This is a genomic window from Ruegeria sp. J8, from assembly GCF_056531925.1.
Genome location: NZ_JBQFMR010000007.1, coordinates 152,177 through 164,558 on the forward strand (window position 1 = coordinate 152,177; position 12,382 = coordinate 164,558).

The 12,382-nt window shown below is 57.5% G+C and carries 10 protein-coding genes; 1 reads left to right on the forward strand and 9 read right to left on the reverse strand.

What is annotated here, in order from left to right:
• Positions 1-194: 194 nt before the first annotated feature.
• The 4 genes from ACR0L1_RS15750 to ACR0L1_RS15765 form a co-directional block, all read right to left on the reverse strand.
• Positions 195-830: an OmpA family protein gene (locus ACR0L1_RS15750; RefSeq protein ID WP_170782874.1), complete on the reverse strand. Its 636-nt coding sequence runs from the start codon at positions 828-830 to the stop codon at positions 195-197.
• A gap of 16 nt (positions 831-846) precedes the next feature.
• On the reverse strand, positions 847-2,253 hold the full coding sequence (locus tag ACR0L1_RS15755) for a type II and III secretion system protein family protein (RefSeq protein ID WP_170782873.1): 1,407 nt from the start codon (positions 2,251-2,253) through the stop codon (positions 847-849).
• Between the two features lie 190 nt (positions 2,254-2,443).
• Positions 2,444-3,325 carry a Flp pilus assembly protein CpaB gene (gene cpaB, locus ACR0L1_RS15760; RefSeq protein WP_170782872.1) on the reverse strand — a complete coding sequence of 294 codons (882 nt, stop codon included), beginning with the start codon at positions 3,323-3,325 and terminating at the stop codon, positions 2,444-2,446.
• Positions 3,326-3,783: 458 nt separating this feature from the next.
• Positions 3,784-3,996 carry a Flp family type IVb pilin gene (locus ACR0L1_RS15765; protein WP_170769986.1) on the reverse strand — a complete coding sequence of 71 codons (213 nt, stop codon included), beginning with the start codon at positions 3,994-3,996 and terminating at the stop codon, positions 3,784-3,786.
• A gap of 352 nt (positions 3,997-4,348) precedes the next feature.
• Here ACR0L1_RS15765 and ACR0L1_RS15770 point away from each other — a divergent pair, with 352 nt between their 5' ends.
• Positions 4,349-5,209: a lytic transglycosylase domain-containing protein gene (locus ACR0L1_RS15770; RefSeq protein WP_170782871.1), complete on the forward strand. Its 861-nt coding sequence runs from the start codon at positions 4,349-4,351 to the stop codon at positions 5,207-5,209.
• Positions 5,210-5,249: 40 nt separating this feature from the next.
• On the opposite strand, the gene ACR0L1_RS15775 is transcribed toward ACR0L1_RS15770, so the two are convergent.
• The 5 genes from ACR0L1_RS15775 to tldD form a co-directional block, all read right to left on the reverse strand.
• Positions 5,250-5,876 (reverse strand): CoA transferase subunit B, encoded by a 627-nt coding sequence (locus ACR0L1_RS15775; protein ID WP_480502782.1) that lies wholly within the window; start codon positions 5,874-5,876, stop codon positions 5,250-5,252.
• The gene (locus ACR0L1_RS15780; RefSeq protein ID WP_480859768.1) at positions 5,876-6,580 is read right to left on the reverse strand and encodes a CoA transferase subunit A; all 705 of its coding nucleotides are present in this window, start codon (positions 6,578-6,580) and stop codon (positions 5,876-5,878) included. The genes ACR0L1_RS15775 and ACR0L1_RS15780 overlap by 1 nt, the downstream gene beginning before the upstream one ends.
• Positions 6,581-6,672: 92 nt before the next feature.
• Positions 6,673-9,291: a type I DNA topoisomerase gene (topA, locus tag ACR0L1_RS15785; protein WP_480859770.1), complete on the reverse strand. Its 2,619-nt coding sequence runs from the start codon at positions 9,289-9,291 to the stop codon at positions 6,673-6,675.
• 142 nt (positions 9,292-9,433) lie between these two features.
• A complete protein-coding gene (gene dprA / locus ACR0L1_RS15790) occupies positions 9,434-10,561 on the reverse strand; it encodes a DNA-processing protein DprA (RefSeq protein ID WP_480859772.1) in 1,128 nt (375 codons plus the stop codon).
• Positions 10,562-10,800: 239 nt separating this feature from the next.
• Positions 10,801-12,222: a metalloprotease TldD gene (gene tldD, locus ACR0L1_RS15795; protein ID WP_480859774.1), complete on the reverse strand. Its 1,422-nt coding sequence runs from the start codon at positions 12,220-12,222 to the stop codon at positions 10,801-10,803.
• Between the last annotated feature and the right edge of the window lie 160 nt (positions 12,223-12,382).

Sequence of the window (12,382 nt, forward strand, 5' to 3'; positions counted from 1 at the left end):
ATCCTCATCATGAGGGCAGCCATCCCGGCGAACGCAATCGTTCGATCAGGCTGGCTGTTGCCCTGCTGCGACCTTTTACGGCCGACTTCACCCAATTGTTGAAAATGTGGCTTGGAACTTAGGCAAGATTTAGGCGCAAAAGAACCAATTGTAGGGAATTGGGCGACGATGTCGCCCAATTCAAGTTTATTGTTTTATTCGCCGCCGTCGGAGGTGTCACCGAGGTTAGTTTCAGCGCGCAACTGGCTTTCATACGTCGCGCTTCCGACATATTCGCGGTAGATCACTTCGGCGTATTTACCGTCCAGAATCAGCGGGTTACCGTCCACAAAGCCGGAAACCTCTGTCACGGTCCGGCGGTTGCGGCGGTCCCTGTTCGGCGTGTCGATTAACGGACGCGTTTTGCCGAAGGATACAACAGCCTCAAGACGGGAGCGTGAAATGCCCTGTTGAGTCAGGAATGCCACTGCTGCGTTTGCCCGGCGTTGACCCAAGGCTTGGTTGTAAGCCTGAGAGCCGACCGCGTCGGTGTGACCGTAAACCCGGAAGCGCGCTTCTGGGAATTGTTTGATCCAAGCCGCTTGCCGCAACAGAATCCGCCGTGCCGATTCATCCAGCTGTGCGCTGTCGAAGGCAAAGTTGATCTGCGTCGGCACCTCGGCGGCGAATCTCTGACCCAGAATTTGAGCGTAGCTCAGGTCGCCGTTCAGGACACGCGTGTTGTGCAGTGTCGCATTTCCGAATGCGCCTTGGTCGATTTCATATCCGGCCTCTCGCGTACACGCGGTGACAGAGACCGAAAGACCCAGTGCGATTATCCACTTTTGCATTGGTCCTATCCTCCTATCAATCCAGGACGTAGCCGTAAGAGCTACCGAAGTCCTGCTTGGCGACCTCAGAAGCCGCGCCGGCTCCGGCGGGTTCGGTTCGTGCGACACGGCCATTGATAAACAGATCAAATTCGCTGGGCGGTTTGACCCGATCTGTCGGCAATGCCAAAGCTTCGCCACGTGTGGGCGACACCAGGTGTGCCGTCACAATGATGACCAACTCACTTTGCGCACGCTGGTATTCCGCGCTGCGGAACAGGGCACCCAAAACCGGCACATCGCCGATCCAGGGAACCTGGCTGTTGATGTCGGTAAAGTCATCCTGAATCAGCCCAGCGATTGCGAAGCTCTCACCATCGCGCAGTTCAACAGTTGTGCTGGTTTGGCGAACGATGAAGGTGGGAACATTGTCACCCTGGATTGTGAAGTCCGAGTTTCCGTCAATGGCCGACACAGAGGCCGCCATTTCAAGATTAATAATGCCGTCATCCAGAACGCGGGGGATAAAGTCCATCTCTACGCCGAAGGCGCGATATTCGATCGCGATGACGCCATCGTCCTGTGGCACAGGAATCGGGACCTCACCACCGGCAAGGAAGGTGGCTTCCTGACCGGACAGGGCCGAGAGATTCGGTTCTGCCAGGCTGCGGGCCAGGCCTTTGGATTCCAACGCTTCAAGCAGCAGGCGAACCTGAGTAGACCCTGCGCCAAATCCAAAGAGGATTGCGCCGGTATTGGTCTGAACGACTGGAATGTTATTGTTCAACGCATTCGTCAGAGCCGGAAGGTTGTTCAACGTGTTGAAACCACCTGATGTGTCAGTCCCGGCAAAGCCCAGCGAAGCGGTCAGGCTTTTGGCAACCGACCGGTTCATCTCGGCAAAGCGAACTTTCAGCATTACCTGTTGAACACCACCGACCGACATCAGGTTGGACACACGTTCGGGCGCGTAGCGCTCGGCCAACTCCAATGCGCGGGCCAGTTTGCCAGAACTGGATACTGTCCCGGACAATACGATCCCGTCATTGGCAGTTCGTACTTCAATCCGCTCATTGGGAAGAATCTGACGCAGACGCTCTTTGAACTCCGATACATCCGGCGAAACCCGGACCCGAACATTCGCAAGCAAGTTACCTGCACCGTCGAACAATGTCAGAGTGGTCAGACCGGGGGCTTTACCCAATACATAGATCGTGCGATCCGAAAGCGACGAAATATCAGCGATGCCAGCGTTGGCAATGCTGAGCTCGGCGAACGGCTGCTCACTCTCAACAACAATGGCGCGGTTCATCGGGACATCCAGCGTTTCCGCTGTTCCCTTCTTTACCACGCGAAGACTTTCAGCCCAGGCGGTCTCACCGATTGAACTGATAACAAGCGTCAACCCCAGCAGGGTTGCGCTGATCCAAGAATATATTTTCATGTGACCTGCCTCTCCGATCACGCCTCGTTTTAGGTTTAGCACCTTATGCCTGTTAACCCTGCGCGAATTACGAATTTATTGCAATAATCAAGGGTTTCTGGAATTTTCCTTATGTGGACAATTCGCAACATCCAAAATGAAACAAGCCGCGCAGAGGCGCGGCCTGTCATCCTAAAGCGCTGATTTGGCGCTAGTTTGTGCAGGGTGTCACGATTCCGGTATCAAAGATTTCGGCGCCGCGACGGGTCTTAATCGTGCAGACTTCTTCGACGGCTGCAGGTGCCGCAGGAGCGGTCTCTTTGATTCCCAACAACTTGCGTTGGTCAACCTCGACGGCGCTTGCGACCGTCTCATCTTGTACGCCAACCAGAGCCAATGACAAACGGCCTGTGTTCTGCGCTTGCGCTAGGGCGGCAATCTGTTCAGGTGTAGCCGCAACAGTAACAGTACGCGCGATCGTTGCGCCAGCCAGATCTGATCCGGCGGTTTGGTCGACTGCAATCAACTCGATATTTGTCTGGATCAGACGAGTGATTTCGCCGTTGTTGCCGGCAATCGCACCGCTAAGAGAGCCGGTCCAATACACGTCGACCTTGTCGCTGGGGCGTAGGAAGCCCGAAACCCCCGAGGCCACGTCGACACGGATTGCGAACGCACGCATCCCTTTGGCAAGGCGCGAGGTCAGACCTGCTGCTTCGCCCGGCTCAGTCACTTTGACGGCCATCAAAGCTTCATCTTTTTCCATTGTCCTCAGGACAAAACGGTCGCCCTTTGCTGCTTCTGGAAAAAATGCTGCCATTTCGGAAAAAGTGCCTTCGGGAATCGCATCTTCGGGCCATTTCACGACGCGCACATCTTCCTGGGCGATGCGCTCACCATATTTCAGGGCGCGTGTTGATACCAAAACGTCAACAGTCGGCACGGATTTGACATTCGCCAAAGCCTCTTCCGCCGCTCGTTTCTGTCGCTCCACTTCTGCCTGAGTCTGGGCGATATAGTCCCGCGCCAAGTAAACAGCGCCACCGGCCAAAGCCACCCCTATAATCAGGACTAGTCCAAATACTGCACGCATTCGTGTCCCCTCGTATCATTTTGTTGTCGTTTAATCGCCGATTGGATTTCGGCCATGCTCGACCTTGGGTATCGGTCAATTGTGTCGAAAAGAGGGACAATCCCGATAGTTTTTGCGTTTTTTTGTGCAGAGCTTACTCAAGCCTACACTGAACTTAAGAATCTGGGCTGTCCGAAAAATCCAGGTCTATTTCATGCACAACTACAGACGAGACCGCGGCGCCGTTTCTGGCGTCCAAGTCTTTTACTGGTTCCGCTATGTAAAGGCCGATGAAAGAAGCGAATCCAACAATCGCGGCGGTCAAAACAACCCAGTCGACCGTGACTGCTCCATTTTCGCAATCCAAAAACTGTTTAAGTCTTTTTAGCATGTGGCACCATGGCAAGGACGCTTAAAAAAAATGGGGCCAAGCCTAACTAAGCATGACCCCACCGAATTTGTTTTCAACAGGAGTGGTATTACGGAGTAGTACCAAACGAAGTGTTGATGTCGGACGGAGTATCAACCGTGCCAAGTGCGGTACCGACGTTGCGCGAAACAGTCGCGGTGCCGTCGCCGATCTGAGTGTAAGCAACTGCGGCCAGGCCAACGATAGCTGCGGTCAGAACGACCCAGTCAACTGTTACGGCGCCGTCTTCGTCTTTGCAGAAGTTCTTGATGAACTTGATCATGTTACGTCCCTCCTAAGGATCAAAATAGTTAAGTAAACCTCGGCGTCTTCCAGAGCTTTCTCTCTCAGTCCGCTCCCGACCGTCTCGGTATGGCATTATGTTTGACGGGCAGGCGTGGCAGGAATTGGGCCAAACCCCAAATTTTTTCGCTTAAGTTTAACTTTTTGATAGCTTTCACGGTAAGTCACTGAGAATAAACAATTAAAATATTCTCTTTTGCTCGAGGATGTGAAATCTGCGATGCAAAATTGCGGCAAATGAGGCGAATCTGCCCCAATTCACGTTGTTTTTATGGCCTTAGCCGTCGATTCCGGGTTCATATCAGCCAAAAGAAATCCGTGAGGCGGGCAAAATGAATCTCCGGAATGTAATGCTGAGCGTCAGCTTGGCGGTTGCGACGATATTGGCTCCTGTTCAAGCGCTTGCGCAGACGCAAGAGCCAAGAGGTGTCTATAAACGTGTCAAAGCGCCAAAGCCGGGGACGCGCCCACGCGTGACCGTGCAGATAACACCTCAGGAACATGCGGCGGCTCCGTCCGCGCCCAGTACCGGGGCAGAGATTGAGGTGCCGGAGGTAATCGCTCGTACCCGCGTCGCACCTCCGGCCTTGCCGGGCGGGTCGGACAAACCGGTTGGGTCCTACAAAGCCTTCTGGGACAAGATATCTCCTGAATTGGCGCAGGCCCGGGCTGGCCGGTTGGAAGATGCGATGAATGCGCTGATCGCAATCAACGTGGCCTCCCCTCGGCTGCAGACCCTTCAGACCATTGCACAGCAGCAAGGGATTGAGATCCTGCGGCAGACCGTGGGCACTAATGTGTCCCCAGCATTGGTTTTGGCTGTGATCTCGGTGGAATCGGCTGGCCGGTCTGACGCGGTCAGTTCAGCAGGTGCACAGGGGTTGATGCAGCTTATGCCTGCCACGGCCAGGCGCTTTGGCGTCGAGGACAGTTTTCACCCCGGCCAGAACATCTCGGGTGGTGTGAAATATCTGGACTGGCTGATGAACGAGTTCGACAACGACCCGATTCTGGTGCTGGCGGGCTACAACGCAGGCGAGGGGTCGGTGCGCAAACATGCCGGGGTGCCACCGTTTTCCGAGACTCGGGACTATGTGCCCAAGGTGCTAGCGGCGTTTCAGGTGGCCCGCGCGCTTTGTTCCACGCCACCCCAATTCATTTCCGACGGCTGCGTGTTTCAGACGCTGAATTGAAATAGGCCCGCTTGAACCAGCGGGCCTTTTCATTGGATACTCAGTTGACGATATTGGACTCGGTGGCGGCACGAATCTCGTCCTCGGTCACGCCCTCGGCGATCTCGACGATCTTGAGGCCGCCGTCGACCACGTCCAACACACCCAGATTGGTGATGATGCGGTTCACCACTTTTTTGCCTGTTAAAGGCAGGGTGCATTTCTTCAGCAACTTTGATTTGCCGTGCTTGTTGGTGTGATCCATCACTACGATCACGCGGCCCACACCGGCCACCAGATCCATCGCACCGCCCATGCCTTTGACCAGCACGCCGGGGATCATCCAGTTGGCCAGATCGCCTTCTTCATCGACTTCCATCGCGCCCAGAACAGCGGCGGCGATCTTGCCGCCCCGGATCATGCCAAAGGACGTGGCACTGTCGAAATAGGACGTACGAGATAGCTCGGTAATCGTTTGCTTGCCCGCGTTGATCAGGTCGGGGTCTTCCTCGCCCTCGAAAGGGAAGGGGCCCATGCCCAGCATTCCGTTCTCGGATTGCAGAGTGATGTCCTTGTCGCCCACATAATTCGCCACCAGCGTCGGAATACCGATGCCGAGGTTCACATACATGCCGTCTTCCAACTCTTGCGCTGCGCGGGCGGCCATTTGATTGCGGTCCCAGGGCATTATGCGTCCTCCTTCTTGCGGGTGGTGCGCTGTTCGATGCGCTTTTCGTGGCTGCCTTGAATAATGCGATGCACATAGATGCCGGGCAGGTGGATCGCGTCGGGGTCCAGCGAGCCACGAGGCACGATTTCCTCAACCTCGGCCACGCAGACCTTGCCGCAGGTCGCAGCGGGCACGTTGAAGTTCCGGGCAGTCTTACGGAACACCAGATTGCCGGTGTCGTCGGCCTTCCACGCTTTGACGATCGCGAGGTCGGCAAAAATGCCTTCCTCCATTATGTAAGTCTCGCCGTTGAAGTCCTTGTGCTCTTTACCTTCGGCGATCACGGTGCCAACTCCGGTCTTGGTATAGAAACCGGGGATACCTGCGCCACCGGCGCGCATACGTTCGGCAAGAGTACCTTGCGGGTTGAACTCTAGCTCGAGTTCGCCGGCCAGGTACTGACGCATGAATTCGGCGTTTTCGCCAACATACGAGCTGATCATCTTCTTGACCTGCTTGGTCTGCAACAGAATGCCGATGCCGAAATCGTCGACGCCTGCGTTGTTCGACGCAAAGGTCAGGTTCTGCGTACGTGCCTCCTTGATGGCCTCAAGCAACAGTTCCGGAATACCGCAGAGGCCAAATCCGCCTGCAGCGATGAACATGTCGTCATGCAGCAGCCCGTCCAGCGCCTCGGCCGCGTTTGCATAGACTTTTTTCATGAAAAAACTCCCCCAATGACATGGTGATGGGCAGGTTGTGCCGCCACGTCACGGGGAAGTCAACGAATCCAACAGGGTGGTGGTATTTCTACCTATGAGGCCGCCTTTTTGGCCGTCTTCTTCGCTGCGGCTTTCTTCTTGGGGGCAGCTTTCTTTTTGGTGCCTTTCTTGGCAGCGCGTTCGTTGACCAGTTCGATGGCCATTTCCTGCGTCACGTCCTCGGGCTTGATATCCTTGGGGATGGTCGCGTTGACCTTTTCCCACTTCACATATGGCCCATAGCGTCCGTCCAACACCTGCATCGCGCCGCCATCGGGGTGATCGCCCAACTCCTTAAGCGGTTTTGCCGCCGCCCGGCGTCCACGGCCCGGATTGGCGCGCTTTTCGGCCAACATCTCGACCGCGCGGTTCATGCCGATTTCAAAGACGTCATTGGGGTCTTTGAGGTTGGCATAGACGGGCTTCGCCTCTTCCGGCATCTGGTGCATGATATAGGGCCCGAACCGTCCGAAATTCGTGCTGATCATGCCGCCCTCGGGGTGTTCGCCGATCTGGCGGGGCAAGGACAGCAGCGTCAGCGCCCTGTCCAGATCCATGTCATCCTTGCTCCATCCACGGGGGAGGGATGCACGCGGGGGTTTCTTGTTCTCGGGCGTTGGCTCGCCGCGCTGGACGTAAGGCCCGAACCGGCCGGATTTCAGCCAAATCTCATCGCCCGCATCTTCGCCCAGCAGACGTTCATCGCCCTCAGCCCCTTCGCCCGCGATGGGGCGGGTATAGGTGCATTCGGGGTAGTTGCCGCAGCCGACAAACCCGCCGGTGCGCGAGGTTTTCAAGTGCAGTTGCCCCAAGCCGCATTTCGGGCAAACGCGGGGGTCGGAGCCGTCTTCGCGCGGCGGATACAGCTGGGGTGCCAGCGCTTCATCCAACTTGTCCAGTACTTCGGAAATCCGCAGCTCGGACGTCTCCCCAATCGCGGCCGAGAAATCGCGCCAGAATTTACCCAACAGGTCTTTGTAGTCGCGGTCGCCCGCGCTGACATCGTCCAACTCGCCTTCCAGATTGGCGGTGAATTCATAGCCCACGTACTGCCGGAAGAAATTCAGCAAAAAGATCGTGACAATCCGGCCTTTTTCTTCGGGGATCAGCCGGTTCTTATCCTTGCGCACATATTCGCGGTCCTGAATCGTGGTCACGATCGAGGCATAGGTTGATGGACGCCCGATCCCTAGCTCTTCCATGCGTTTGACCAGCGTGGCCTCGGTATAGCGTGGGGGTGGTTGGGTATGGTGTTGCAGGGCCAGAACGGCCTCATTGTCGGACAGAACTGCGGCCTTGTCCTCGGCTTTCGAGAACTGATCCTTAAGCGAGGTCTTGGCGAACCGCGCCGGATCGCCCTGCATGATCTGCGGCAGGCGTTTATCGTCGTCATCGGCAACGTCGTCGCGGCCTTCTTCATAGACGCGCATGAAGCCGTCGAACATGACCACCTGACCGGTGGCACGCAAACCGACTTGGCCGTCATCGCTGCCGATCTCGACCGTGGTGCGTTCCAGCCGTGCCGCGGCCATCTGACAGGCAATCGTGCGCTTCCAGATCAGGTCATACAGCTTGCGCTGATCCTCATCCGTGACCTTCAGGTCGCTGGCATCGCGCGACATATCCGTGGGACGGATACACTCGTGGGCCTCCTGCGCGTTTTTGGCCTTGTTCTTGTAGATGCGCGGGCTGTCCGGCACGTATTCCTTGCCATAGCGGTCAGAGATGGCATCGCGAGTGGCGGCCACGGCCTCGGGGGCCATGTCGATACCGTCGGTCCGCATATAGGTGATGTAGCCCGCCTCATACAGTCGCTGCGCCACCTGCATTGCATGGCGCGCGCCCATGCCGAACTTGCGGCTGGCCTCCTGCTGCAGGGTCGAGGTCATGAACGGGGCCGACGGGTTGCGCGCCGCAGGCTTCGCCTCGACGGAGGTAACGCTGAGTGCGCGGCTGGTGATCGCCTGCACAGCCAGTTCTGCCTGCGTGGCGTTTTTCAGGTCGTGCTTATCCAGCTTGTTTCCAGCCAGAGTGACCAGACGCGCCTCATAAGTTTGGCCGCGCGGGGTCTCGAACAGCGCTTTGACCGACCAGTATTCGACCGGCTTGAATGCCTCTATCTCCATCTCGCGCTCGACGATCAGGCGCAGACAGACCGATTGCACGCGGCCTGCCGACTTCGCCCCGGGCAGCTTGCGCCACAGGACTGGGGACAAGTTGAACCCCACCAGATAGTCCAGCGCGCGGCGGGCCAGATAGGCTTCTACGAGAGGCATATCGACCTGACGTGGGTTCTGCATCGCCTCGGTCACGGCGTCCTTGGTGATGGCGTTGAAGGTCACGCGGCTGACGGGCGTGTCCTTCTTGATCGAGCGGCGCTTGGTCAGCGCCTCTTGCAGGTGCCAGCTGATCGCCTCGCCCTCGCGGTCGGGGTCAGTGGCGAGGATGAGGGCGTTGTCTTCTTTCAAGGCGTCGGCGATGGCTTTGACATGCTTGCGGCTGTCGGTGCCGACTTCCCATTTCATCTCGAATTCATGTTCGGGATCGACCGATCCGTCCTTGGGTGGCAGGTCGCGCACATGGCCATAAGACGCCAGAACCGTGTAGTCGGGGCCAAGGTATTTGTTGATCGTTTTGGCCTTGGCAGGGGATTCTACAACAACTACAGGCATTTAGGGGAAAACCTCGCTCGACGAATTTGGCGCCTTCTATGATGGTGCAAAATGTGTAGGGCAAGAGCGAATTGTCAATGCGTTCCTTTGCTCATTGGAATTTAGAGGTGATTTCAAAGCGATACAGGCGAAAATCAGGCCTTTAAGCCGAAAGAGACAGCAACCCGCCCGGTTGACGTTGGATACGCCCTTCCAGCTCAAGATCCACAAGTGCAGGGCCGATTTCGCCAGCGGAGGCGGCGATGTCACGGATCAACTGATCCTCGGCAATTGGTGAGGGACCGAGGCGGGTCAGAATCGCCTGGTGCAACGTGGCAGGCGGGGTGGGCTTTGTGATTGTTGAGGTTTCCTGCGATCGAGTAGCTGTGAACAGGTCGTGCTGGGGCAGGGCTTCGATCACGTCTTCTGCCGAACGCACCAAAGTCGCCCCGTCGCGGATCAACAGGTTGCATCCTGCGGCGCGGGCATCAAAGGGATGGCCGGGAACGGCCAGAACTTCACGTCCCTGATCCAGTGCATCCCGCGCAGTGATCAGGCTGCCGGATTTGGCGGCGGCCTCGACCACGACAACCGCCTGCGCCAGCCCCGATATGATCCGGTTGCGGCGCGGAAAATGCCGGGCTTGCGGTGTCACGCCCATGGGCTGTTCCGATACACGCAACCCGGATTCGGCGATTTTATGAGCGAGATCAGTATTCTCGGCGGGATAGATCACATCTACGCCACCGGCCATCACAGCAACAGTACCTGTGTCCAACGCGGCCATATGCGCTGCGGTGTCGATCCCGCGTGCCAGGCCCGAGACGATGACATGTCCCTGTTTGCCAAGATCCGTCGCCAGCCCCCGCGCCATCCGCGCGCCGAGTGACGAGCAATTGCGCGCGCCAACCATCGCCACCCTAGGGTGGTGAATGATCGACACGTCGCCGATGGCCCACAGCATCGGCGGGGCATCGTTAAGATCGTTCAAAGCGTCAGGAAAATCGGCGGACCCAAGGCACAAAAGCTGCGCTTTGGCAGCTTTTGCGGCCTTGAGTTCCGCCTCAATCACGCCGGGCGGGCACGTTTCATACCCTTCAATACCGGCTGCGCGTGCCATTTCGGGCAGCGCGGCCAGCGCATTCTGCGCTGAGCCATGTTCCCGCAGCAGCCGACGAAACGTTGCCGGACCAACCTTGCGAGAGCGCAACAGACGAAGCCAGGAAAACCGATCCTCTTCCGTGGTGGGTGGGAGTGTGGGGTGATAGGAAGAAAGCTGCTCTTCGGTCATCCGTTGCTCCGCCTGATTGCAGAACTGGTTTACGACTGTAGGGGTTAACAGCTTCTGAATCCTCTCAAATTTTTCCGGTATTTTTGCGATTTGATCTCGTGACAATGGCTAGTGTATTGAAAAATATCGAAAATATTTTTTCGCAACAATAGGGTCAACCAGGTATTGCCCAAATCTATGCGTAGGATTTGAGGCGCAGTGTTAACCCTGCGCCCCAACAGATGAGCCACGATTCTAACTTAGGCCGCCGATCCGCCCACGGTCAGGCCGTCCATCAGAACGGTAGGTTGGCCAACGCCAACGGGCACCCATTGACCGTCCTTGCCGCAGGTGCCCATGCCGGGATCCAGCGCCATGTCATTGCCAACGCCACGAATACGGTTCAGCGCGGACGGGCCATCGCCAATCAACGTGGCCCCTTTCACCGGTGCGCCGATTTTGCCGTTTTCGACACGGTAAGCCTCGGTGCACGAGAAGACGAATTTGCCATTGGTGATGTCCACCTGACCACCGCCAAACCCGACCGCCCAGATACCGTCCTTGATGTCGGCGACCAAAGACGCAGGATCGGCGTCCCCGCCCAGCATGACAGTGTTGGTCATGCGGGGCATTGGCTTGTGAGCATAGCTTTGACGACGGCCATTCCCGGTTGGGGCAACCCCCATTAGACGCGCGTTCTGGCGATCCTGCATGTAGCCGGTCAGGATGCCATCCTCGATCAAAACCGTGCGCGAACTGGGCGTGCCCTCATCATCGACCGAGATCGAGCCGCGCCGATCCGGGATCGTGCCATCATCTACCACGGTCACGCCTTTGGATGCGATTCGCTGCCCCATGAGCCCGGCAAAGGCGGAACTGCCCTTGCGGTTGAAGTCACCCTCCAACCCATGACCGATGGCCTCGTGCAGCAGAATGCCGGGCCAGCCAGGGCCAAGCGCGACCTCCATCACACCGGCCGGGGCGGCGATGGCGTCGAGGTTGACCAGCGCGATCCTCAATGCCTCTCGCGCCTTGTCCTGCCAGTCTGCCGGGTCGATCAGCCCGTCCAACCCAACACGACCGCCCCCTCCGGCCGAGCCGCTTTCGCGGCGACCGTTCTGCTCGACAATCACCGAGATGTTCAGCCGCGTCATCGGTCGCACATCGCGTACCAGCACGCCATCGGGGCGGAGAATCTCAACCTCCTGCACAGCGGCAGCGATGGTTGCGCTGACTTGTACGACCCGAGGGTCCAGATCGCGGGCAAAGGCATCGATCTCGCGCAGGGTTTCGATTTTGACCGGAAAACTGGCGGATTCTATTGGGTCCTCATCCGTATAAAGCCGCTTGTTCGTAGCGCGCGGAGCGTCCGCCAGCGTTCCTCCGCCATCCCCAACCGCCAAACGCGCGGTTTCGGCGGCTCGTTTCAAAGCGCCGATCGAAACATCGGTGGAATGCGCGTACCCAGCCACTTCGCCTTGCACCGCCCGCAGGCCGAACCCTTCGGACGCGTCATAAGACGCAGTCTTTAGCCGACCGTCATCAAAGACCAACGCTTCGGATTTGCGACGCTCGACAAACAGCTCTCCGTCCTCGGCCCCGGCGGTGGCAGATTGAAGGACCGCAAGGGCTTCGTCCTGTGGAAGAACGCTTTCAAACGGGCGAAACGGGTCGTTGGGCATCACTTGGGACCTTTCGGGTTTGATCCAGATCAAAAATAGCGTCTGTTTGACGCAAGCATTTTGCTTTATCTACCCGCAGGAATATGGTTTTTAACGCGGCTAAAGACAACGGGAGAGGTGCGACCGATTCACACCTTTTCGCCAGGGACGCAAAGATCAA